At 51.9% G+C, this 24,160-nt stretch carries 25 protein-coding genes and 1 pseudogene; 2 read left to right on the top strand and 24 right to left on the bottom strand.

The features are described from left to right. From ACML7B_RS03220 to tdh, 7 genes and pseudogenes are all read right to left on the bottom strand, one after another. Positions 1-415: pseudogene (locus ACML7B_RS03220) on the bottom strand (type IV secretory system conjugative DNA transfer family protein); the annotation flags it as partial. After that, positions 412-894 (bottom strand): PcfB family protein, encoded by a 483-nt coding sequence (locus ACML7B_RS03215; protein ID WP_418539301.1) that lies wholly within the window; start codon positions 892-894, stop codon positions 412-414. The pseudogene ACML7B_RS03220 and the gene ACML7B_RS03215, both read right to left, overlap by 4 nt. Before the next feature lie 100 nt (positions 895-994). After that, entirely contained in the window at positions 995-1,216 is a 222-nt protein-coding gene (locus tag ACML7B_RS03210; RefSeq protein ID WP_418539300.1) for a DUF5348 domain-containing protein, read from the bottom strand. Between the two features lie 14 nt (positions 1,217-1,230). After that, a complete protein-coding gene (locus tag ACML7B_RS03205) occupies positions 1,231-2,127 on the bottom strand; it encodes a DUF6017 domain-containing protein (protein WP_418539299.1) in 897 nt (298 codons plus the stop codon). A 205-nt stretch (positions 2,128-2,332) separates the two neighbouring features. Then, positions 2,333-2,632 (bottom strand): transposase, encoded by a 300-nt coding sequence (locus tag ACML7B_RS03200; RefSeq protein WP_418539298.1) that lies wholly within the window; start codon positions 2,630-2,632, stop codon positions 2,333-2,335. A gap of 138 nt (positions 2,633-2,770) precedes the next feature. Continuing rightward, positions 2,771-3,964 (bottom strand): glycine C-acetyltransferase, encoded by a 1,194-nt coding sequence (locus tag ACML7B_RS03195; RefSeq protein ID WP_106790059.1) that lies wholly within the window; start codon positions 3,962-3,964, stop codon positions 2,771-2,773. 86 nt (positions 3,965-4,050) lie between these two features. Beyond that, entirely contained in the window at positions 4,051-5,088 is a 1,038-nt protein-coding gene (tdh, locus tag ACML7B_RS03190) for an L-threonine 3-dehydrogenase (protein ID WP_346708861.1), read from the bottom strand. 315 nt (positions 5,089-5,403) lie between these two features. Between tdh and sstT (ACML7B_RS03185) the strand changes: the two genes are divergently transcribed. Together sstT (ACML7B_RS03185) and sstT (ACML7B_RS03180) are read left to right on the top strand one after the other, a co-directional pair. Next, positions 5,404-6,672, top strand: a complete 1,269-nt coding sequence (gene sstT / locus ACML7B_RS03185; RefSeq protein ID WP_346708775.1) for a serine/threonine transporter SstT — start codon at positions 5,404-5,406, stop codon at positions 6,670-6,672. A 271-nt stretch (positions 6,673-6,943) separates the two neighbouring features. After that, a complete protein-coding gene (gene sstT / locus ACML7B_RS03180; protein WP_346708776.1) occupies positions 6,944-8,212 on the top strand; it encodes a serine/threonine transporter SstT in 1,269 nt (422 codons plus the stop codon). 90 nt (positions 8,213-8,302) lie between these two features. Here sstT (ACML7B_RS03180) and ACML7B_RS03175 read toward each other — a convergent pair whose 3' ends face one another. The 17 genes from ACML7B_RS03175 to ACML7B_RS03095 form a co-directional block, all read right to left on the bottom strand. Further along, positions 8,303-8,569: a DUF6092 family protein gene (locus ACML7B_RS03175; RefSeq protein WP_418539297.1), complete on the bottom strand. Its 267-nt coding sequence runs from the start codon at positions 8,567-8,569 to the stop codon at positions 8,303-8,305. A gap of 5 nt (positions 8,570-8,574) precedes the next feature. Then, positions 8,575-9,111: a nitroreductase family protein gene (locus ACML7B_RS03170; protein WP_346708778.1), complete on the bottom strand. Its 537-nt coding sequence runs from the start codon at positions 9,109-9,111 to the stop codon at positions 8,575-8,577. Positions 9,112-9,151: 40 nt separating this feature from the next. Continuing rightward, positions 9,152-9,811, bottom strand: a complete 660-nt coding sequence (locus ACML7B_RS03165; RefSeq protein ID WP_418539296.1) for an aspartate/glutamate racemase family protein — start codon at positions 9,809-9,811, stop codon at positions 9,152-9,154. 59 nt (positions 9,812-9,870) lie between these two features. Next, positions 9,871-10,815, bottom strand: a complete 945-nt coding sequence (locus ACML7B_RS03160; RefSeq protein ID WP_418539295.1) for an aminopeptidase — start codon at positions 10,813-10,815, stop codon at positions 9,871-9,873. A gap of 8 nt (positions 10,816-10,823) precedes the next feature. Then, complete coding sequence (locus tag ACML7B_RS03155; RefSeq protein ID WP_346708781.1) at positions 10,824-11,510, bottom strand: AroM family protein; 687 nt, start codon at positions 11,508-11,510, stop codon at positions 10,824-10,826. A 13-nt stretch (positions 11,511-11,523) separates the two neighbouring features. Next, positions 11,524-12,462, bottom strand: a complete 939-nt coding sequence (locus ACML7B_RS03150; protein WP_418539294.1) for a DUF1177 domain-containing protein — start codon at positions 12,460-12,462, stop codon at positions 11,524-11,526. A 21-nt stretch (positions 12,463-12,483) separates the two neighbouring features. Further along, the gene (locus ACML7B_RS03145; RefSeq protein WP_418539293.1) at positions 12,484-13,563 is read right to left on the bottom strand and encodes a DUF917 domain-containing protein; all 1,080 of its coding nucleotides are present in this window, start codon (positions 13,561-13,563) and stop codon (positions 12,484-12,486) included. Positions 13,564-13,660: 97 nt separating this feature from the next. Further along, positions 13,661-15,343 (bottom strand): OPT/YSL family transporter, encoded by a 1,683-nt coding sequence (locus ACML7B_RS03140; protein WP_418539292.1) that lies wholly within the window; start codon positions 15,341-15,343, stop codon positions 13,661-13,663. 193 nt (positions 15,344-15,536) lie between these two features. Further along, a complete protein-coding gene (locus tag ACML7B_RS03135; protein WP_418539291.1) occupies positions 15,537-16,748 on the bottom strand; it encodes a PucR family transcriptional regulator in 1,212 nt (403 codons plus the stop codon). A gap of 4 nt (positions 16,749-16,752) precedes the next feature. Continuing rightward, positions 16,753-18,144, bottom strand: coding sequence for a glycine--tRNA ligase (locus ACML7B_RS03130; RefSeq protein WP_418539290.1), 1,392 nt, complete (start codon positions 18,142-18,144; stop codon positions 16,753-16,755). Positions 18,145-18,261: 117 nt separating this feature from the next. Next, positions 18,262-19,389 (bottom strand): toxic anion resistance protein, encoded by a 1,128-nt coding sequence (locus tag ACML7B_RS03125; RefSeq protein WP_418539289.1) that lies wholly within the window; start codon positions 19,387-19,389, stop codon positions 18,262-18,264. A 23-nt stretch (positions 19,390-19,412) separates the two neighbouring features. Then, the gene (locus ACML7B_RS03120; RefSeq protein WP_418539288.1) at positions 19,413-20,474 is read right to left on the bottom strand and encodes a hypothetical protein; all 1,062 of its coding nucleotides are present in this window, start codon (positions 20,472-20,474) and stop codon (positions 19,413-19,415) included. Further along, positions 20,471-21,130, bottom strand: a complete 660-nt coding sequence (locus tag ACML7B_RS03115; protein WP_418539287.1) for a 5-bromo-4-chloroindolyl phosphate hydrolysis family protein — start codon at positions 21,128-21,130, stop codon at positions 20,471-20,473. The genes ACML7B_RS03120 and ACML7B_RS03115 overlap by 4 nt, the downstream gene beginning before the upstream one ends. Further along, positions 21,131-22,783: a substrate-binding domain-containing protein gene (locus ACML7B_RS03110; protein WP_418539286.1), complete on the bottom strand. Its 1,653-nt coding sequence runs from the start codon at positions 22,781-22,783 to the stop codon at positions 21,131-21,133. Positions 22,784-22,923: 140 nt separating this feature from the next. Further along, positions 22,924-23,697 (bottom strand): DNA repair protein RecO, encoded by a 774-nt coding sequence (recO, locus tag ACML7B_RS03105; RefSeq protein ID WP_418539285.1) that lies wholly within the window; start codon positions 23,695-23,697, stop codon positions 22,924-22,926. After that, on the bottom strand, positions 23,639-23,815 hold the full coding sequence (locus ACML7B_RS03100) for a hypothetical protein (RefSeq protein ID WP_418539284.1): 177 nt from the start codon (positions 23,813-23,815) through the stop codon (positions 23,639-23,641). The genes recO and ACML7B_RS03100 overlap by 59 nt, the downstream gene beginning before the upstream one ends. Before the next feature lie 55 nt (positions 23,816-23,870). Next, a partial coding sequence (locus tag ACML7B_RS03095; RefSeq protein ID WP_418539283.1) for a KH domain-containing protein occupies positions 23,871-24,160 on the bottom strand: 290 nt, incomplete at its 5' end.

The raw sequence follows: 24,160 nt of genomic DNA, 5'->3' as shown, positions 1-24,160 counted from the left end.
TTCTGGCATACTTCGGATGCTTTGGTCTGCCGCTCATCATCAACCGTTCCGTCTGGGTGAGCAGCACATTATTCTCGAATACCGGGTCAATAAAAGGTTCAATGTCCTTGGCATTGCCCCACCGGGCAGAGCCGTATTCCTCGCCTTTCCGGTACTTCTTGGCGTTCTTCCCTTTGAGATAGACCGCCAGCCGGACGGCTGCCGCTCCTAAAACCCCAATGAGTAAATCCTGCGGGTGCATACTTGGCAGCATGGAATCAAATGCCTGTGAAAACCCGTAAGAGAGGTTCAGAAATTTCTCCGACAGGTCAAACCCCGGTGTGAGCCGGTAGGCAGCCCCTAACTTGGAAAACAGCCAGACAAAGATCAGGTAGGGAGCATTAAGCAGCAGAAGTTTTTTCATATCCGGTTTCATAATTCCTGCCCCCTGTCTTTGTTCCTGACCTTCTCCCGGCCAGCGTTCCTCTGGGCGGCCTGCTCTTTGAAAGCAGCCAGCATTTTTCGGATGGACGGTTTCTGTTCCCGTTTCAGGGATTTTGCCGTAAACTCCTTAAACGCCTCCATCATCACATCCACATCCCGCCCTTTGAAAAAGACGAGATAGCGGGGCGGTTTCTCGCCCTTTACGCGCCGTAAGTGGTAATCAATGTGATATTTCTTGGCAACCGGGTCAAAGGCTTTGATATTTTTGTTGTTGATCTCAATGCTGGAAGTGCCGACATTCTGATCCATGAGCTTTTTCAGGCTCTGTTTCCCACGGGGGTGAGCCAGCTTTTCCTTCTCCTTTTTCATCTGGTTGAGCATGACTTTCATGGACTTTTGGAGAACCTCGGCGGTGAGCTTCGTGCAGCGAACCGATAGGACAACCAGTTTTTCGCTGGATTCTTCCTGCATGGTGATAAACCTCCTTTCTTCGCAGGCTGCCATAAATCAGGCGGCGGCCGGGCATGAAAAAAGGAGCAGCGTTTTCTTCTGCTCCTGATCAAACCGGCCATCATATCCGTACCCGCAGCCCGGTCAGGTGTTCCGTCTTGATCCCTACCAGATACCAGCGGTTATAATGTTCAATGCGGGTGGGAACCCACCGGCGGCCAACCAGCACTTCAAAGCAGGTGCCGCAGTGTAAGCCTCCGTAATATTCTTCCAGAGAAAAGCGGATGTCAAAGCGGCCGCTTTCCTCGTCATAAATCAATACGCCCTGTCTTGGATTGGACATGGTGATTCTCCTTTCTATGTGCTGCCATACAAGTCATGGTTGACTAAGGCGGTGTAGTAGCTCCCGATCGTGGAAGGAGCATTAAATAAAACGGCCAGCATGTACTTCTTGATGTTGCGAACCTTTGTGGTGTTCTGGTGCATACAGTCAAGGACGTACTCAATGTGGCCGCTGTTCAGCTTCATAAATTTGGACTTGACCAGCTCCGCCGGGTAGTCATCTCCGGCAATCCTAAGATATTTTCTGCGGGAGCTGACGGTTTCCAGAATCAGGGAAACAATCTCGTCCAGCATATCCCGGTCATGGGGAAAGGCTTTGATCAGCCAGTCAAACTCAATGTTGTCCTTAATGATTTCCTCATAGACCTGATAGGCTTCCTTCCCATCCTTTCGTTTCCGTTCCGGCAAAGCCGTGTCCTCGTAATTGTCAGGACAGGAAGGGATCGGATAGGATTCCGTAATTGATCTATCTTTACTTTGTAAGTCTTTATTTAGTTCTTCTTTAATTAGTTGCGTTGGATTTTCCGGTATCGGGTTCTCCGGTGTCGGATTCTCCGATATTGGATTTTCCAACCACGGCTGATCCGGTGTTGGATTTTCCAATCCCGGTGCCGTCCTCTGCGGCGTTTCGTAAATGGTGTATTCGATCGCCGCCATCTTGCCTTGTTCATCCCTCCCTTGTCTGCGGGTAATATACCCGGCCTTTTCCAACTCCCAGACGGCGGTTCGGATCGCGTCAATGCTTTCCTTGTTGATACTGGATAAGCCTTTCAGCGTATAATCCCAATCCTCCGGCAGCGAGAGCATTTGAGAAAGAAGTCCTTTGGATTTCAGCGACAGGTTCCTGTCACGCAGATGGTAGTTCGACATGACGGTATAACCTTTGTTGCGTTCTACGCGGAATACTGCCATCAGCTATCAGCTCCTTTCCGTGGACATGAAAAAAGCCGCAGGTTCTAAATTTCAGAAACTACGGCTATATCTATTTCCAGACAAAGCAAAAGGACACGATTTAGAGAAAACCATGTCCTTTGTTGCGGTTCTATTCAATTTTTCACAACACCAAACGCTTGCTCATGCCAAAAACATTGATTTTATCGCATTTTTCAATGTTTTCTTATGTCAGAGAACCATTTCTGTGATGTTTATAATTGTAATAATTTGCATATTCAGCCAAAACAGCCGCCATAAATAATGATAACTCTGGAAATTCCGCCTTGAGAATCAAGTGGATATGATTGGACATAATGCAATATGCATATATCTCAACATTTTCATATTTCTTCTGAATTTTTTTGATGATTTTCTTTAGATATGTTTTTTCCCGAGATTGATTAAAAGTTCTTTCCTTATTAATCCCTTTTGCTATTACATGATATAGATCTGTACCGCTTTTCTGACGCCGCTTAAGTGGCAAAATAGTTCCCCCTTTCATTTTGGTACAGGTCAGTTTTCATTTTGGTACACCCCATTCTTCATTTTGGTACACCGTAAATGTTAATCCAGGACGTAGCCTTTTTGCAAAAGGCTACGTCCTGGATTAACAATAAAAAATTTACTTCATCTCTTCTCTTACTTCTTTGAAGCACTTCACGATGAAATCGATGTCTTCTTTCGTGTGGCTTGCGCAAACCTGGGTACGGATTCTTGCCTTGCCCTTCGGCACTACCGGATAGGAGAATGCTACGACGTAAACGCCCTTGTCCATCATCCGTTTCGCAAATTCTGCGGCGGTCTTCTCATCATAGAGCATTACCGGTACGCAGGGATGAGTTCCCGGGATAATATCGAAGCCGTTGTCTTCCAGCTCTTTCCGATAATATGCGGTTACTTCCTCAAGATGGTCGCGAAGCTCTGTGCTCTCATCCAGCATATCGAAAAGCTCCAGGCTGGCGCCTACGATGGCCGGTGCCAGAGAGTTGGAGAACAGGTACGGACGGCTGCGCTGACGGAGCAGATCGATGATCTCCTTGCGTCCGGATGTATATCCGCCGGAAGCTCCGCCCAGTGCCTTGCCCAGGGTTCCGGTGATGATGTCCACACGGCCCTGCACGCCGCAGTACTCCGGAGTTCCACGTCCGGTCTTGCCGACGAAGCCAACTGCGTGGCTGTCATCTACCATAACCAGCGCATTGTATTTATCTGCCAGATCGCAGACACCTTTCAGGTTACAGATAATACCGTCCATGGAGAATACGCCGTCGGTGGCGATCAGTTTGATGCGCGCGCCGGCTTCATCTGCTTCTTTCAGCTTGGCCTCCAGGTCTTCCATGTCGTTGTTTTTATAACGGAACCGTTTTGCTTTGCAAAGACGAACGCCGTCGATGATGGAAGCGTGGTTCAGCTCGTCACTGATTACTGCATCGTCCGCTGTCAGGATCGTCTCAAAGAGTCCGCCGTTAGCGTCGAAACAGGAAGAGTACAGGATGGTGTCATCTGTTCCCAGGAATTTGGAGATCTTCTGCTCCAGCTGTTTGTGGATATCCTGAGTTCCACAGATGAAACGTACGGAAGCAACGCCAAATCCTTTTGCGTCGTATGTCTTCTTCGCCGCCTCGATCAGTCTCGGGCTGTCGCCAAGTCCCAGATAGTTGTTGGCGCACATACACAGAAGCTCTCTTCCGTCTTCCATCTTCACTCTCGCGCCCTGGGGAGAAACAAAGGGAGCCTCGCCTTTAAAGAGCCCTGCCTCTTTGATCCCTTCCACCTCTTTGGCGTAAATGTTTAAAATATCGTCTTTCCTTGCCATTTCTATCGACCTTCCTTCTATATTATTTCCATTCTTGTCTCTGCATCTGATGCAGGAATCATTTGCGTCCGGATCCGCGGGACAGCTTAGTCATTTACATGTGACCAGTCCAGGATTACCTTGCCGGACTCTCCGGAGATCATTGCCTCAAAGCCCTTGGCAAAGTCTTTGATATCGAAGTGGTGTGTGATCACTTCAGAAATATCCAGACCAGCCTGGATCATCATGGACATCTTGTACCAAGTATCCCATACCTTCCGTCCGTAGATACCACGCAGGTTCAAGCCGTTGAAGATCACGGTCTCCAGGTCTACGGTAGCGTCTGTTCTCTGCAGGCCAAGAAGCGCGATCTTGCCGCCGTGCTTCATGTTGTGGATCATGTCGTGAAGACCTGCCTGGGAACCGGACATCTCAAGTCCTACGTCAAATCCTTCGGTCATGCCGATCTCTTTCATAACATCCGGAAGCTTCTCCTCTCCCAGATTCACCGTTCTTGTAGCGCCCAGCTTCTTCGCCAGATCCAGACGATACTGGTTAAAGTCTGTCACAACCACGTGTCTTGCGCCTGCGAACTTCACGATAGCAGCTGCCATCATTCCGATGGGGCCTGCGCCTGCGATCAGTACGTCCTCGCCCAATACATCATAGGAAAGCGCTGTATGAGTCGCATTTCCAAATGGATCGAAGATGGCGTACATCTCCTCCGGGATATTGGGGTTGCACGGCCATACGTTGGAAGCCGGGATCACCAGGTACTCGGCGAAAGCTCCGTTTCTGTTCACGCCTACGCCTTTGGCATCCTTACAGTTCTCTTTGTGGCCTTCCAGACAGTTCCGGCACTTGCCGCAGGTGATATGGCCTTCACCGGAAACCAGGTCGCCGATATTGAAGCCTTTCACGCCTGCTCCAACCTCAACAACCTCGCCTACATATTCATGTCCGGCGGTAAGTCCGATGGGAATTGTATGCTGCGCCCAGTCATTCCACTGCCAGATATGTACGTCTGTTCCGCAGATCGCTGTTTTGTGGATCTTGATCTTCACGTCGTTAGGTCCCACCTCCGGGATCGGAACACGCTTCATCCACAGACCTTCTTCCGGTTTCTCCTTGACAAGCGCCCACATTAAGCCGTCATTGTTTACACTCATTTTGATGTACCTCCCATAAATTTTCGTCCCCAAGACGATTTTCTTTTTTTATTATAGCACACCATTTTTCCTTTGCACAATGAATTTTACCAAAGTTGCACAAACAACGTTTCCGGTCTCGTTAAATTTTCTACAAATATGTTTATAATTCGCTAAGGTTTTGTTAATACGCCTTTTCATGTTCACAAATCGAGCCGGATAAATTATAATCCTTATAGCGTTTTCTCCAAATGCGGGAAAACAAAATCTAGAGGAAAGAGAGGTGGCAGATAGCAATATCTGCGAAGTACAATGCAAACAGTTAAAAATATTCTTCAGAAATGGAACAGCATCAGTCTGGTAAAACGGATCATCTGTGGACTGATCGTTGGTATCATCCTTGGACTTGTTGTTCCACAGGCAACTGGTATCTCCATCCTCGGAGATCTGTTCGTCGGAGCCCTGCGGGGAATCGCTCCGGTTCTGGTATTCTTCCTGGTTATGAGCGCTCTGTGCCATATGGGAAAAGGTCAGAAGACAAATATGAAGATGATCGTTATCCTCTATATGGCAGGTAACGTGCTGGCAGCGGCCTGTGCCGTGATCGCAAGCTACATCTTCCCGATCGTGCTTACTTTCACAGACAACACTGACACCAGCGACGTAGCGCCTCCAAGCGGCGTCACCGAAGTATTGACCAACCTTCTTATGAACCTGGTTGACAATCCGGTAAATGCCATCGTACAGGCCAACTACATCGGTATCCTGTTCTGGGCTATCGTATTTGGTGTTGCTCTTAAAGGCGCAGGCGAGGGAACCAAGAACGCGCTGGAGCACATCTCTGACGCGGTATCTATCGCGGTACAGTGGGTAATCAGCTGCGCGCCATTTGGTATCATGGGCCTGATCTTCACCACCATCTCCGAGCAGGGACTTTCCGTTCTTCTCGGATACGGACGTCTGATCCTGGTACTGGTTGGAACCATGGCTGTGGTTGTATTCGTTGTCAACCCCATCATCGTGTTCCTGTTCATCCGCAAGAATCCGTTCAAGCTGGTATTCACCTGCCTGAAGGAAAGCTTTATCACCGCGTTCTTCACCAGAAGTTCCGCGGCCAATATCCCGGTAAATATGAAACTGTGCGAGAGACTGGGTCTGGACGAGGATACCTACTCCATCTCCATTCCGCTTGGCGCTACCGTAAATATGGCCGGTGCGGCGATCACCATCTCCACCATGGCCCTGGCGGCAGCCAACACCCTGGACATTCATGTTTCCGTAGGAAGCGCGCTTATCATGTGCGTTCTTGCAGCAGCCAGCGCGGCTGGAGCTTCCGGTGTTGCCGGCGGTTCCCTGCTGCTGATCCCGCTTGCATGTAGTCTGTTTGGTATCCCGGACGACATCTCCATGCAGGTTGTTGGTGTAGGTTTCATCATCGGTGTGATCCAGGATTCCTGCGAGACCGGTGTTAACTCCTCTACCGACGTTCTCTACACCGCCATCGCGGACTTCCGCGACAGACGGATCCATCCGGAGCGCTACGCTGACAAGCCGTTCGATCCGGAGATCAAGATCCTGTAATCAAAAGCGATTAAGAGCAAACAATTACATAGGTTGCAAAAAGCACCTGTTCCATCACCATGGACAGGTGCTTTTTTTGGTCTCAGAAAATGCTTGTGTTCCGCTTTTTCGCGGCTGTGCAAACCGTACAGAAACTCAATTGTTTCAAAAAAATTTATAGTTATTATTTACAAATCCCTCTCTTTCCTGTAATATTAATGGAAAGCAATGTCTTAACGTTATCTTAGCGATCATGAGCGTAAAGGCAAAAAAGAAAGAAAGTGAGAGAGGTATGGAAACAGTTAAAAACGTAATCAAAAAGTGGAACAGCATAAGCCTTGTCAAACGGATCATCTGTGGTCTGATCGTCGGCATCATCCTGGGACTTACCATCCCCCAGGCTTCCGGCATCTCCATTCTTGGCGACCTGTTCGTCGGAGCACTGCGCGGGATCGCCCCGATCCTGGTATTCTTCCTGGTCATGAGTTCTCTGTGCCACATGGGAAAGGGCCAGAAGACCAACCTGAAAGTCATCGTTGTCCTGTACATGGTAGGTAATGTGGTAGCAGCTGCCTGCGCGGTAGTTGCAAGCCGTCTCTTCCCCATCGTACTTACCTTCACAGAGAACACAGACACCGGTGACGTAACACCTCCAAGCGGCGTCACCGAAGTATTGACCAACCTGCTTATGAACCTGGTTGACAATCCGGTAAATGCCATCGTGAACGCCAATTACATCGGCATCCTGGCATGGGCCATCATCTTTGGTATCGCCCTCAAGGGAGCCAGCGAAGGAACCAAGAACGCCCTGGAGAATATCTCCGACGCAGTATCCATCGCGGTACAGTGGGTGATCAGCTGCGCGCCATTTGGTATCATGGGCCTGATCTTCACCACCATCTCCGAGCAGGGACTTTCCGTTCTTCTCGGATACGGACGTCTGATCCTGGTACTGGTTGGAACCATGGCTGCGGTTGTCCTCATTGTCAACCCCATCATCGTGTTCCTGTTTATCCACAAGAACCCATACAAGCTGATCTTCACCTGTCTGAAGGAAAGCTTTATCACCGCGTTCTTCACCAGAAGCTCCGCGGCCAATATCCCGGTAAATATGAAACTGTGTGAGAGACTGGGTCTGGACGAGGATACATATTCCATCTCCATCCCACTTGGCTCCACCGTCAACATGGCCGGCGCGGCGATCACCATCTCCACCATGGCCCTGGCGGCAGCCAACACTCTGGATATCAAGGTTTCTATCGGAAGCGCGCTCATCATGTGCGTTCTTGCAGCGGCCAGTGCAGCCGGAGCTTCCGGTGTTGCCGGCGGTTCTCTTCTGTTGATCCCGCTTGCATGTAGCCTGTTTGGTATCCCGGACGACATCTCCATGCAGGTTGTTGGCGTTGGTTTCATCATCGGTGTGATCCAGGATTCCTGCGAGACCGGTGTTAACTCTTCTACCGACGTTCTCTACACCGCCATCGCGGACTTCCGCGACAGACGGATCCATCCGGAACGCTACGCTGACAAGCCCTTTGATCCGGAGATCAAGATCCTGTAATCAAGAAACAGCAGAAATATGATCGCAGCAAACAGCCCCCTGGGTAAAACCCAGAGGGCTGTTTTTATCAGGCAGATCTTTTCCTTGTATCTACATACATTCTACCAGCATTCCCGACACATCCCGGAGCATATTCCAGAAATCTTCCTCCTGGGACAGCGCCTTGCCTTTATCCTGCTCCAGGTGTTCTGCCAGAGCCTTCAGCTTCTCATTCTCCGGATCTCTCTCCAGCAGGATCCGGCACAGCTTGTAAGCCGCTTCCGTCAACCGGATGGACCCGTAGATCCTTGGCTCTCCCGGAAGTCCCTGAGCGCTGGTAATAAGATAGATCAATAATTCCAGTTCTCCTCGCTCCATCTTTCCTACTCCTTTCTCCCAGCTTCTCCAAACGAGTTAAAAAAGGCGATCTCTTCCACCGCCGGCCTTGCAGGACACCGGGGCTCTCCCTTGGGATAACCGATAGAAACAATTAGTTCAATCCGGTAGTCCTCCGGGATCTCCAGGATCTTGCGCACTGCCGTCTCGTTGTAGGACTTGATGGCGCAGGTTCCAAGACCATATTCCCTGGCTGCCAGCATAAGATTCTCTGCCGCCATTGCCGCGTCCATCATACAGCCGTACTTCTTCGCATTTTCTCCACCCCGCTTAAGGGCCTTCGCCATATCTGAGCAGATCACCAGGATCACCGGCGGCCTGCCGGAAAGCCCTGGGCTGAAGAAGTCCACTTTCTCCCGTTTTTCCTCGTCTGTCACAAACAAGAATCTCCAGGCCTGGAGATTACTGGCAGAAGGCGCTTTCTGCGCTGCGTCCGCCAGTTTCAGCAATAGTTCCTCAGGCACTTTTTTCTCTTCAAAAGACCGGATGCTGTGCCGTTCATTGATCGCTGTCAGCAACTCCATATACTCTCACCTCTTTCTCTTTCAAAAGCAGACTGATTTCCTATCTGCGCACACTTTCAAAATAAGCAAACAGCCCCTCTGCCAGAACCGGGTCGATCACCGGCAGGCCGGTAGCCTCCTCCAGTTCCCGGGCAATGCCGATGGTCGCAAGCCCTGTACAGGCCAGGGCAATCACTTCCGCCCCCTTTTCTTTCAGCTTCCTGCCGGACAAGAGCACCTGTTCTCTTCCCTCCGGCGTCATCAGATCCAGGGTACTGTCCACCCCTTCCGGCTTCTCCAGGATCATCTTTCCCTGCAGCAGCCGCGCGTAAGCATCCGGCGCATAATCGGTGATCCCCAGGACCCCGATCCTGGATCCATAGCGGAGCGCCACTGCAACCGTTGTCTCCCCGCCTCCGGTTACCGGAATACCTGGCAGGGCTTCCCGGATCTCCCGGACTCCCGGATCATCCGCACAGCTGACGATGATCATATCCACATCCTGGAAGGTTTTCGCCGTCTCTACAATCTTGGGAACCGCGATCCGGCCAAGTTCCGGACTGTGGATCCCTTCCGGCTGATCTGGGATACACTTGGTCTCCACTTCCAGCTCCGGAAATTTCTCCATAATCTGTCTCTGATGAGAATACAGCACTTCCGGCTCTTCGCAGGTCAGCACCCGGATCAGTCCTACTTTAAATTTTTTCCCTTTTTGGCTCATAATTTCCTCCTTTTTAAACGAAACCCCGCAGCTTTCCAAGCTGCAGGGTTTGCTTGCCGTTATACCTGAAAAACTCCTTCTTTGATCACAAGGGTATCGTCCAGATACAATGTGGGGCGCAGAATGATCCCGTCCATATGACACTCTGCTTTGTTCACCCCGCCAAATGACGCATTGGTTCCAAAAGCGATGTGCACGGTGCCATACACCTTCTCATCTTCCAGGATGATCCCGTTTAAGATGGCCGCCTCATTGGTTCCGATCCCAAGTTCACATAAAGTCCCGTTGGTCTCATTTTTCAGAAGGATCCCCAGATTTTCACTTTTATCTCCCGTCACTTCCCGGAGTTTTCCGCCGGAGATCTTCATGTGCAGAGGGCTTTCCAGCTTCCCGATCCCCACCATGGAACCGTCAATGATCATCTCGCCCTCAGAGCCGTCTTCCAGCGGCGCGATATAGGCTTCCCCGGAGGGAAGATTCCCGCATTTGCCAGGCTCCTTGTAGACTCCCGGGCTGGGCACGCCGTCCCGCCCTTTCAGGGAGATCTCCAGAACCTTTCCATCTTTCTCGATCCTGGCCTTGTCCGCCTGGGTTAACATATCCGTGATCCTGGCGGTCAGCTTCTCTACTTCCTGATAATCTGCGGTCATGGCTCCTTTCCCGAACATTTCTCTGGTGATGCCCGGCATAGTTGCAACCCGGGTCCCGGCGGCTGCCGCCTGGATCCTGGCCGCGGTATGGGTCAGGGATTTGGCTGTAGGCGCAATGACTACATCCGCCGCCTTCATGGCTTCCGCCACCGCTTTAGGCGGCTCCTGGCCGCTGACTTCCCGCTCTTTCATAACCATCAGAAGCCCTTCACAACCAAGATCGCAGGCCGCCTGATAGAGGGCCTCCCCGATCTCTTTTCTCGTGTCATCTGTGATCACAAGGACAGATTCATCCTTTTTCACGCCCAGGCAGGAGACAAGCACCTGCTCGGCAATCTTTACGAAATCCTGCATAACGATCCTTATCCTCTTTTCTTCAAGTCTGTCAGTTCGGAGACCACGCGGGCCAGAAGTGTCCTTGGAAGCACTACCAGTTTCCCTGTTTTTTCTTCAAACATCCGCTTCATCTCCTGAGTGTATCCGATGCAGTCCAGAACGATCAGGTCCGCATCCATATCCTTCACCTGCTCGGCCGCCTTCTCCAGATCCTCCCAGGGGCCATAGGGAGACGCCGCAATGGACGTTACCTTGTCCACATACTGACTCCATTTCCCCTCTGTCTGGCTAAGCTGGAGAGGAGAGGGCGTCATACAGATGATATTTGACTTCTTGGTCATCAGGGGCACGATCCGGTCCAGAATATCGCAGGGATAGATAAGAGGGATATTTCTGGATGTTAAGGTCTCCGGAAATTTTCCGGTGCAGAAGAACATGATCAGCCGGCAGCCTTCCGCCTCCAGCTCGTCGATGGCCTGCTGCAGCCTGGGCAGGATATAGCGCTCCGCAAAGGTCACAGAGCTCCCGTCCGTCAGGCGGGAGACCAGCACATAGTCTCCCTCTTCCGGCGTAAATTTTGCGATCTCCTCTTTTGTAAGCCCGTCCAGCCCTCCGGCCTGCTTAAGCTCCACCTGTCCTTCAAAAATATCCATGATATCCGCCGTCACGTCCGTTCTTGGCGCCTGGCCAATGGTGATCGCTCCAATTTTCATCTTCATCCACCTCTTATTCTTCACCCAGAGTCTGTAAATGTTTCATACTTCCATACAGTTTCACAAGGCGGGCATATTCGTCCTCATCGTAGAACTTGCACTGTCCCCGTCCAAAGGCTTTGGCCACCTCCAGCATAAAGCGGGCAGCCTCTTCTACGTCCGCCGCATGGGTAGCTCCTGTGGCGCAGCCCGGCACCATCACTTCTGTGGTGATCGCGATCCCTACCACCGGGGCGTTTGTGGCTGTACAGGGCTGAAGCACGCTGTTCAGGTGATGGACGTCATTTCCATAAGGAGTGATGTCCTGGGTTGCCAGCGGGAATACATAGGGAAGCTTGCCTGTAGTAATCTGCATAAGCTCCAGAAGATCTTCGGATGTCCGCAGGATAAATCCCTCTTTTACCGTGGGAGAGATGGCAAATCCTCTGGTGTTGATCACGCGATTTCCCTTTGTAGTGTCCACAGACAGGATGGCGTCCAGATCGTCGGACACTTCCTCATGATTTACCTGTGACATCTCCACCGGAGATCCCATAAACGGTACCGGATCGTGAGGCTGGGTAGGCGCATCCGGGCAGATATGGGTGGAAACCAGCACGTCGCCCTCAAGGAAGTCACCCTTGTTCTGCATATCCAGAAGCTTTGCTGCCAGAGCCACCGCCGCCAGGGCCCCGTCTCCGTCAGACACAAAACCGATCCTCTCCGGGCGGGCGCCAAGGCCGCCCAGACGTCCCAGAAGACCGATGGTAGGAGCTGTCCCGCCGTTTGTCTTTCCCTTGGTTCCGGGGATCCGCACTTTCAGCATATCCGTAGATCCCTTTGGCCCTTTCAGCTCATAGACCTGGATATCCGCATCCGCCTTGATGGTCCGCAGATACTCCTCCACCTTTTTTCCTGTTACATTTGCATCGTCCAGCACATCAAATGCATCGATAATCTGTTTCATCAACATAATTCTATGTCCTCCCTGTTCTTATAAGTATTTCACCATTTCTTTGCCCACCACTTTCTCCGTCTCCTGGAGAAGCTCCGGATCAAACATGGTAGCTGACAACTTCAGATTCTTCTTGTCTGTTCCGATCACATAGACGTCCAGCCCTTCCTCCATCATGGCCGTGGTCACCGGTTCTCCGGTCTGTGCATTGATGGTCATAATGAGATCCGGGAAGGTGGCAAGCCGCTTTCCGTCCTTCTCAGCAGTCGCGTACTCATTCCAGAAGGTCAGCTCACATCCGTCCACTTCCGCATATCCTACATCAAAACCACCTGTAGTCTCTATGGAGAAATTCTCCACCTTTCCTCTGGCCAGTACCCTGCCGCCCAGGAATTCGCACACGCTGTTCACCGCTTCCTCCACGGAAGTCTCCAGCCCTTTGCGGAAAGCCTTTCCTGTCTCAATGGCAAAGCTTACTCCGCCCACGGCGCAGTTCTCTTTGGCATAAGCCGCGGTCACCGGATTCCTGGCCACCGCCACCAGACCTCCTGCCTCGATGGAAGCAAGGCGGACCAGCTTAGAGGTATGTTCGATACTTCCCTCAAAGAAACACTCTACGTGATTGCCGGTCTCCGGATTTCCTCCCACGCATGCCTGGACCGTCTTATAGTCCTTCTGTTTGTGCAGGTTCATACTTCCCATCACGCCTGTGGGGTGAGCCCGGCCGTTGCAGGGCGCGTCCACCAGCGGAAGCCCGGAGATGGCAGCCTGGAGCCAGCCGTTCACAGAAGCCTCTCCACCCTGCTCATTGGTGATGATCCCGCCCAGCTTCAGATCCGTATTCTTGCGGATCATCTCCACGGTATAGGCAAGATCTTTCGCCGTCATAAACTGATCCTTCGCGTTGGGAGCGCCCACCAGAGACGCCGTCAGAAGCACTGCGTCCTCGTCCACCGCCTCAATGGGGACCAGCCGCAGATCCGTGTATTCCACCGCGATCTTCGCGTACTTTCTCCCTTTGACAGGATCTCCGCCTCCTCCTCCTCCGAGGATGGTCCCGCCTGCAAGAATGTCATCCAGCATCTGGGCCGTCAGTTTCATTCCCACTTGTTTCTCCATCAAAATCCCCTTCTTTCTGTCATGTTATGATACGTTTTATTACAAATGCCGGCATAAAGTACTCTTTACGCCGACATTTGAATTCAAGATCCACTCGCTATTTTTTCTTGCTTCCAAGAGCCAGCGTTGCTGTGAAGAAGCTGTACAGAGCAGCACCTGCCAGCGCGCCTGCACCCAGGATATTGAGGGTATCCTCGTTCTCTTTGTTCCTTCTTACCAGGACTGCGCGGATGATCAGAGCCACGATAATGGTAAGACCATTGATGGTACTTCCAACCAGAAGACCGGTGGCGAACAGGATTCCCACCTGACGGGCCCCTCCCAGGAACTGGATGATCGCACCCGGGATCGCCCAGATCAGAAGCCACTTGGCAACCGCTCCGCTTGCGCCGGCCTCGATGGTCGCTGCAAAGGTGGCATCTACTGGTGCAAAAAGTCCCTGCGAGAAGTAAGTCTTCGCAAGAAGGGCTACCATAACAAAGGCAACGGTAAATCCTACAATTTCAGAAATATACTGCTGTTTTCTTCCCACTTTCTCCAGGTCCGGATCCTGTCCGCACCCTCTCAGAATATATCCGCACTTCAGGTCGTAGGCCATATCAGAGAAGGCCGGACCTGTAGCTGCCGTATAAGCAACCAGGATTGCCAGAGGCATACTTGGGAATCCGATCAGCATTCCTACCAGAAGGAAGATCAGCGCTGTGGCAAATCCCGGGAACCATCCGGAATACATAGCAGAAATTCCCACGATCAGCTCGGAAGCGATAGCTGCGAAGGCAGCGTAGATGATCCAGATGACCAGTTTAACCGGAGACATCTCGGACCAGATTCCGGTAATTACTGCCAGGCCAATGGCTACTACAAAGTAAGCCACATAGCCCCATCCCAGGGCGCTCTTCATATTTCCCATGCTCCGGCTGAATTTACCTGCCGCGCTGGCGTCGTCTCCCTTCTTGGAGAACAGCATCTTGCAGACCTGAAGCAGTGCGATCATACCGGCTCCGATCATGATACCGTGAGGCATATACTGGAACATAGGATCCGCGGTAAGATTCGCTCCCTCGCCAAAGATATTCGTAATAACAGGAAAGCTCTTCCCAAAAATGTCAATGATAAACCCATTGGTATTGATCACACCGATCACAATACTGCCCACACCAAGGGCTGCCATTGCCACAAAGTCACCAAACCAGGACACACCCAGAAGGTCTGTCGGGATCCCGATGACCTTGCCGCCCACACCGATCACCATACCGCCAAGAAGAAGCATGGCTTTCCGGCCTTTCTCTACCACGGCAAGAATAGACTGGGCGGAAGCCACTCCAGGCGGCCATGCGCCCTCTGCCGGGAACATCTCGGAATCAAAAGTTTTATAAAGGATCGTCGCATCAATGATGGTGGCGATAAACACACCGATCAGCAGCGGCATCATCAGGTCCCATCTTCCCATGATCACAGGGATACCAATTGGGAGCAGCAGGCTGTTCGCCGCAGAAAATGTTGCTCCGGAGATAGCTGTCTGGATCATGTTCTGGCTGTGGATACTCCGGTACTTCTGTAAGAATTTCAACGGGATCCTGGAAAGAATGATCGCAAACAAGGCTCCAACGATCGACGTATTGGGCGCAACGCCTGTACGTACGATCAGCTCCAGACCAATGATCGCGCCAAGCACACTCATCACAACATTCAGGATGACTACGTGGGGCGCGAACGCCTTTGGATGCTCAGCCGCGGTAATATGCAGCTGCTCATACGATTTTTTGCTTTGTTCGTCCATAGTTTCTCCTCCTTTTCTCTCATCGACCTCTTTTCGTTTTCAAAACATCCGGTCTTCAGGTATAAAGAAAGCCAATGTGATGATCACCCACATTGGCTTAACACTCCTTTATTTTAGCACTTTATCGGGATAAACTCTTTATTCCCGCCCCCCAATCTTTCCCTTATTATTTTGTGCTTCACGCACAATTTTGTTAAAAATTCTGGTATTCCCTCATCTTGCACAGAAAGGCAAGCTCCTGTACCGTTTGAGAATCTCCCAGACTGCACCCCAGGATCTCCTCAATCTTCTTTACCCGGTATGCCATGGTATTCCTGTGAAGAAACAGTTTTTCCGCCGTCTCCTTCCTGGATCCATTGTTCTGCATCAGTTCTTCCAGGGTCCAGAGCAACCTTGCTCCGTGCTTTTGGTCATACTCCACAAGATTGCGGAAACGTTCCTCTATATAACTTTGAACCTCCGGCAGTCTGGAGATCTGAAGCAGCAGTTCCTCATATCCCATCTGCTCCCACCACAAAGTCTTCTCTTCAACCGTAGGTATTCCTGTAAGCCTGCGAAGTTCTCCCAGCTGCCTGTCTGCCTCCGCCACTTTCAGATAACTTTCTGCTCTGCCGGAAACCAGGATATGATATTCCTGTTTTACAGTTCTGACAAGATTTTCCCGGAAGGTCTCCAGCTCCTTCTCAAAAGCGCCGGGCCTTCCCGGTTCCTGAAAAAGGATCAGGTCCTTCTTAGGAAAAGAAATGCTGTTATATATAACATTTTGTTTCATAAGAAACTCTTCCGTTTTCTTTCTTGCCTTTTCCCGCTTTTTCTCCGTTACTTCCTCACTGCCGGAGGAAGGCAGGATCTCCATCACTCTTATGGGAAGATGGGGCCAGTAAAGAGATACCGCCCGCATCTGCGCCTCTTCTTCCCGGTCAAAATCCCCCCGGGTCAGATCAAAATAGAACTTCTGATCCAGCTTCTTCTTCTCCACCTGGCCGATCTGATACCGGGTATACATCTCCATGCCGCTTTTCGCCTCTACAAGGGCCACCATCACTGGATACACCGCCTCCACAAACCCCACCCCGTTATCCAGGAAGAAAAGGGGGAAATGAAGGCTATCTGCCAGCTCCAGGGCTTCCTGGGGAAACCGATCAAAAAACCGGGTTTTGATGGCGAGGGCAGACGCCCCCGCTTCATTCAAATCCCGGATCAATGTCAAGACGGCTTCTTTATCCTTGCGGATCGCGTATCCGGTTGTGATCAGAAGCAGCTCTTTTCTGAGCCACGGTTTGATGTCCGGCTGTTCCATCATGTCGTAAAACGCCACCGGACGATCAAGGCCTTCTGCTCCTGCCACCAGTTCCGCCTGTCCGTTATTCCATAGTTCTTTGATATCTTTTACCGTCAGCTTCATGGAATTACCACGAAAACTTCTTCTCGAAGTAGCTCTCCAGATCTTCGATCTTCACCCGCTCCTGCTCCATGGTGTCGCGGTCGCGGACCGTCACTGCGCCGTCTTCCTCAGAGTCGAAATCGTAAGTCACGCAGAACGGTGTTCCGATCTCATCCTGGCGGCGGTAGCGCTTGCCGATATTTCCTCTTTCATCAAACTCACAGTTGTATTTCTTGCACAACTGGGTATAGATCTTCTCCGCGCCCTCGCTCAGCTTCTTGGACAGCGGCAGCACGCCGATCTTCACCGGAGCCAGCGCCGGATGGAAATGAAGGACGGTACGCATGTCTCCGCCTTCCAGCTCTTCCTCGTCATAGGCGCTGCACAGGAAAGCCAGTACCATACGGTCCGCGCCCAGCGACGGCTCGATCACGTAGGGGATGTATTTGATCTTCTTCTCATCGTCAAAGTAGGACAGATCCTGCTTGGACACCGTCTGGTGCTGGGTCAGGTCGAAGTCTGTCCGGTCCGCGATACCCCACAGTTCGCCCCAGCCAAAGGGGAAGAGGAACTCCACGTCCGTGGTGGCCTTGCTGTAGTGGCTCAGCTCTTCCGGCTCATGGTCACGATAGCGCACTTCCTCGTCCTTCAGACCCAGAGACTTCAGCCAGTCCAGACAGAACTGCTTCCAGTATGCGTGCCACTCCAGGTCCGTATCCGGCTCACAGAAGAATTCCAGCTCCATCTGCTCGAACTCTCTGGTACGGAAGGTAAAGTTGCCCGGCGTGATCTCGTTCCGGAAGGATTTGCCGATCTGGCAGATCCCGAAGGGGATCTTCTTCCGGGAGGTACGCTGTACATTCTTAAAGTTTACAAAGATTCCCTGGGCAGTCTCCGGACGGAGATATACTACGCTCTTGGCGTCCTCGGTCACGCCCTGGAAAGTCTTGAACATCAGGTTGAACTCCCGGATCTCTGTAAAGTTATGCTTTCCGCAGGTGGGGCAGGGGATCTGATGCTCCTCGATGTACGCCTCCATCTTCTCATGGCTCCAGCCGTCGATGCTGTCCGGCAGCTCAAGCCCGTTTTCCTTGGCGTAATCCTCGATCATCTTGTCCGCCCGGAAACGCTCGTGGCATTCCTTACAGTCCATCAGCGGATCGCTGAATCCGCCCAGATGTCCGCTGGCCACCCAGGTCTGGGGATTCATCAGGATCGCGCAGTCCACGCCCACATTGTAGGGAGACTCCTGGACGAATTTCTGCCACCAGGCTTTCTTCACGTTATTCTTCAGCTCCACGCCAAGATTTCCGTAATCCCATGTATTGGCAAGCCCGCCGTAGATCTCGGAACCAGGATATACAAACCCTCTTGATTTGGCCAGAGCCACGATCTTTTCCATTGTCTTTTCTACCATACCCATATCCTCACTTTTCTTTCTCATAATTGTTAATTATTATACAGTCAACCGGCCCGGTTTGCAACCCCTGCGAACGCATTTTCCCGGGCTTTTAAGGGTACAGTTATCTGCTTTTTACCTCTGGTCAAACTGGCCTGCCAGCGCCCGTTTCATATCTGCCTCCAGTCTGGCCAGTTCCTTTTCCGCCTCATGGCGCTTAACGCTTCCCTCCCGCTGGATACGCAGAGTCTCTTCAATGGTCCGGATCATATCGTCATTGACTTTCTTCAGTGTGGCTATGTCCGCAATGCCCCGCTCAGATTCTTTCGCTGTCTCAAGGGTATTGGTCTTCAGAAGCTCCGCGTTCTTCTCCAGCAGCTGGTTGGTGGTGTCCGTGATCTCCCGCTGCATCTGCAGGGTCTTCTGCTGCCGGTACAGTCCCAGAGCGATCACGATCTGACTCTTCCACACCGGGATCGTATTAAGCACCGCTGTCTGGATCTTGTCCACCAGCATCTTGTCATTGTTCTGGATCATCTTGATCTGAGGAGCCGTCTGGATGGCAATGGTGCGGCTCAGTTTCATATCGTGCAGCTTTTTCTCAAACCGGTTCACCGTATCCTCGAAATCCCGCAGCACCTGAGCCGCCATTGGATCCCCTGACTCAGCGGCCTCCTGGCGCAAACCGGGAAGGGTTTCCTGGCGCACTTCAGCCACCTTCTCCTCCCCTGCGGTGATATAGCATTCCAGTTCCCGGAAATACTCCAGGTTCTTCTGATACAAGGTCTCAAACATATTGATATCTTTGAGCATCTCCATGCGGGCCTTCTCCAGTTCTCCCTCAATCCGGTCCACCTGCACCTCCAGCGTCTCATACTGGGCCTGAAAACGGCGGATACGGTCTTTTGCGCTCTTTAAGAACGGGATCTTATCCAGGATCCCCTCATTATTTCCAATCTTTGCCACATCGGAATTACGCACCTTTTCGGAAAGCTCCAGCAGAAGCTCCCCTGCCGTCCCACTGTCTTTCGTACGCACCTGCCCCAGGATCCGCTGGGAAAAATCAGCGATATTACGCTGGGCTCCCACACCGTACTGTACGTCGGTCTGAGGATCCAGGAAATCAATCTCCTTCTTGATCTCATCCACCCGCTGCCGCTCCTGCGGTGTCAGCGCCTCTTCCGCCGGTTCTTGCGCCGGCAGCGTTTCTTCCATCTCTTTTTCTTTCGCCCGCATCAGGGCTTCCATGGTGATCTCGCTCATCTCTTCCCATCCTTTCTCCGCTTTTATGACAAATAATCGATAATTTGTTTCATTGTCTGGTAATCCGGGATCTCCATCACCTGAGTGATCTCCTGGCAGGTCTCTTCTACCGGGAAGATCTCCACATCTGACGCCGCCGAATAAAGGCTGGTCCGAAACCCGTGTTTCTCCCAGGCAAGCGCCTGCACTTTTTCATCCAGCAGGGCGCTGATCAGCTGCTCTCCCGGATCGTCCAGGGCGATCAGCACATGGGTGGACCAGATGGTGGGCGTTGGATAGAGCATGACGATATCCTCTTTCAGCGTCTCATATTCCTCCGGATTCTGAACAGAAAACTCCAGAAGCTGACTTTCATAACCTGCGATCATGGGCTTTGCCCCTACTCCGGTCTTCAGGAACTGATCAAACAGATCCGCGGAAGAAGTCTCCATATATCCCAGCCTGGAAAAAATCTCCTTCAACTGGGGAAGCACCGCTCCTACGCTGGTCTCATCCACAGTCTCTCCGCCGTTTAGCACATTGGCCAGAAGTCCGGCATAGACATTTCCAGAGTTGGATTTCACCGGATCGGTAGTGTCCACCGACACACTCCCATAGAGCTCCGGCAGGCCGATATCTGCCCAGCTGGTATCTGCCAGCATAAGATCTGTCAGTTTCTGCATATCCACATAGAAACTACCATCCCGTTCAGTCGCCACCTTTTGTTCCAGCAGCGCATCCAGCACCATTTGATGAGTATAGATCACAATAGGAGTATTCAGGATAATATCCTGCTTCGCAGGCTCCCCGTGGACATCCCGATAGTAATCCAGCGCCGTCCGGCTGGAAGGAAAGAGATAATCCATCCCCTCCTGGTCTGCCGTCACCATGTCCAGGGACCCGGCCTTGGCATACTCCAGCTCCAGCCCGTAGTTCTTCCGCAGCACATCCTTTACTTCCTCATCCTCGAAAAGGCCGATCTTCTCTCCCCCCAGATATCCGTCCAGGGTAGTGATCTGTGGTTTTCCGGAAGAATAGAGATAATATCCTCCCGCCGCCAGGATCACCACCACCAAAAGGATCAGGCCTGCAATTCTCGCTTTCATATCTCTCTGGCGCCTCCTTTTTCTCCCCCGTCCGCCTGCCGGGCGGTACTGTGTCCTTCCATCTTCATCGTCTGCCGCAGCAGCTGAAGCTCTGCTTCCATATCCAGAAGCTCCTCCGACATCAGCTTCTGGAACTGATTCTCAAACGCCTCATTCAGAGTACGGATGGCTTCCTCTGTCTGTACCTTCAGTCGTCTGGTGCCCTCCGTATTAAGGTCGGTATTCTGCAGATCCACATATTTCTTCAGCAGCTGGGACGCCGTATCCTGATAATAGTCAATGAATTGCCGGGCCTGGGGGATCTTCCCTGGATTTTCCTCCAGATACTTCAGGATGTTTCCCGCCGTCCGGTGAAGCCGCTCCGATTCTTCCTTCAGTTCCAGATCCCGGATCTTCGTCATGGACCGCTCGATGCTCTTAAGATCCGCCCTGGCTTCTTCCAGCTTCTCACTTAAATGTTCTCCGTCCCTCAGGGTCTCCACCTTCACCTTCCCGATCTTTCTCGCCGGTTTCAGAAGCAACGTGAGCGCCATATACAAAAGCACCGCCAACACTGCGCTGAAGAGGAAGTTCCAGCGCAGCACCCCAAACAGAAAATAGAAAAAGAACAGATCAAACACAAAGCTGAGAGCGATCACACAAATCTCTTTTTTCATCTAGTTATATCCTTTCACACTGCGGAAAGCTCCCACCAGGTCTTCTCTTCCGTCAAAAACTCTTCCGTTGGTGAGATCCGCGATCTCCTGCAGTTCTTCCTCGTAAGCCTCTCCAAACAGGATAGAAAAGATGGGAACATCATATCCCCCGTCCTGATAAGCCGATTTCAGGTCTTCCATGCTGTGGGATCCGTTGGATTCTCCGTCCGTCATCAGGATCACCGCCGGAGTATAAGCGGACAGATCATACTGCTCCAGATAACTAAGGGCTTCCTCCGCCGCAAGATAAATATCGGTTCCGCCTACGCACTCGTGCCTGCTGATCTTATCGTATAATTGCTGCATATTCTCATCGGTAGGATTTCCTGCATCATATACATTCAACACCTGATCACTGAAGATCACCGCGATATTTACTTCTCCCTCGCTGGCCTCCAGAAGATTGGCCCTGGCCTGATCCTGGAGCATCACCTGCGCCAGACCTTCCATCAGCTGTTCCTGCCCCTCTCCGTACATACTTCCGGAAAAATCCAGACAGTAGACTGTCAGCGAAGGCTTCCGGAACTGAGTCTGATAAAGGTTCAGCGCCTCCTCCAGCACATCTGCCGTCGGCATGGTGATGGGGGACAGGATCCGCTCTGTATCAATACCCCAGTCCTTGTTGAAAATATCTTCATTCTCCGCAGACACTCCTTCATATCCTGTGCGCCGCCCGGTCTTCTGGATCTGATCCTGGACGTCGTCGCTCATCAGATATTCCTGCACTTTGAGAAATGCCTCTTCCTGGCCCTTCTCCCCGTGATCCACATAGCCAAGCGGAGAATCTGAGATTGAAAGTCCGTCATAGGGATACACCACATACAGAGGTTCTCTCCCCTGTTCCTCCAGCTCCTGGTTTGCGCTGATGATCAGGCTCTCATAATTGACCATGGCGTCGTAATCCCCTTTAAGGAACATGTCTTTAAGCCAATCGGAACTTCCGGAGCTGCGCTCGATACCGCCCAGTAATTCTTTGATCTGCCGTCCCAGCTCCTCCTGCTGCAGGTCTTCCACTGTCATCCCCTCCTGCTTGTCCAGCAGGGCATAGAGGAATCCAATATAGGCGCTGGCGCCGGAATTAGACTGAGTAGCGCTGGTCATACAGAAAGACAGCTTCCCGGTCGTGATCGCCTCCAGGATCTCGCCCACCGAAACCTCCCGGTCTGTAAATCCCAGTTCCTCCGCCAGGCTCTGGCGGATCCCGAAGACCACCGGCGTGGTGGATGTGGACTGGACATGTTTTACCAGATGGGACTTGTCTCCCAGAGAGATCCAAAGGCTGTTTGCCGGCCATACCGCATCGTAAGTCTCGGCTCCCGCCTCCAGTTCCCTCATAATATCCACGGAACCCTTATACTCCATAACGATATTGATCCCGGTCTCCCGGACACATTCCTGGATGATGGGCTCCAGTTCCCGGTTTTCAGATCCCGACAGCACCCGCAGGGTCGCCTCCCCGCCGTCCGCCCAGAAAGACGCATGCTGAGCCGTGTTCTCCCCGGCTTCCTGCCCGCCCTCTCCGGCGGATCCCGGGATACAGCCTGCCAGAAGCCCGCAAAGCAGAAGCAGTACTGCCAAAACACCGGCTAATCTCCTGTTTCTCTCTTTTCTCATAGGTTTCTTCCTCCTTTATTTCTCATTTTCCCGATTTTCCGAAAAGAAAAAGCAGATGACCGTTCTGGCCATCTGCTCCGCAACCTGTGGATTACTTATTTGAATAATATATCCTTCTTTTTTATTCTTGTAAAGCGCATTTATGTTAAATCTTCTTTAAATCTTCGATCCGTCCCGATCACTGTCTCCAGGATATCAAGAGACTTGAAATGCCTGCCCACATAAGCCTCCAGATAAGCCCCCGTCACCTGCTCCAGCTCCTCCAGCACCTCTTCTTTGACCACAAAGGTATAGAGCTTCTCCAGGGGCGTGGCGGCAATATACTGCATGGCGTAGACCGTGGAGCCAAGAAGGGGCCTGGCATCCCCCACTCTCCCCTCGCACTGGCGGCACACCAGCCCCCCTTTGCGGACGCTGAAAAGCCGCTCACCTGCCTCATTCCCGCACAGGACACACTCTCCCAGCTGCGGCCCCTCCCCCTCGATGACAATGGTCCGCAGCTCAAAGATACAGCGCACCAGCCGGTTGGGGATATGTACGTTCGTAAGGGCCCGCAGGGACTGGTAGAGAAGCTTCAGAAGCTCCCGCTCGTCCGCCGCCTCTCTTGCATAGTAGCTGGCAAGATCCATGAAATAAAATCCATAGTACGCCCCTTCCACGTCGGTGCGCAGTTCTTCAAAATAATTGGAAACAGAGGCCGACATCAGGGTATAGGATGTCCGCCCCTCATACAGCGTGAATTCTCCGAAGGAAAAGGGGCTTGTCACCCCCAGAAGGGCGCTCCCCTGCCGCCTTGCCCCTCTGGCAAAGGCGGCCAGCTTCCCCCGCTCTTTTGTCAAAAGCACCACCCGTCTGTCATATTCCCCCACGGGCGACACAGCCAGTACCATGGCCGTCACTGTTATCTGGTTCATCACTTGGCTCACCTTCGTGCTTCTTCATGACCTGCCTGCAGATCTCTATCCCCCTGTAGGTCAGATAATCCTCTACTTTCCCTGTCTCCAGGAACTGCTTCCAGTACATCTCTTCCATGCGATCACCTCATCCGTTGTTTCCTGGGATTAGGGTGTCCCATGGTCAGGAGATTTTATTCTTCTTCCCGGTATCCAAAATTTTTCATCAGATACTCGCTGTCCCTCCAGTCTTTCTTCACCTTGACCCAAAGCTTGAGATTTACCTGGCAATCCAGCATCTTCTCGATCTCGTAGCGGGCGGTGCTCCCGATCTTTTTCAACATATTTCCTTGTTTTCCAATAATTATCCCCTTGTGGGAATCCCGCTCGCAGATAATGGTCGCCTCGATGTGAGTAACCTTTCCTTTTCGCTTCATGCTCTCAATGGTTACCGCGATCCCGTGAGGGATCTCATCCTCCAGGC

It is taken from the genome of Massilistercora timonensis, from assembly GCF_048354975.1.
In the GTDB taxonomy this organism is placed as follows: domain Bacteria; phylum Bacillota; class Clostridia; order Lachnospirales; family Lachnospiraceae; genus Massilistercora; species Massilistercora timonensis.
Note: the sequence above shows the minus strand (reverse complement) of the source record. Positions and strands in the feature narration are given on the sequence as shown.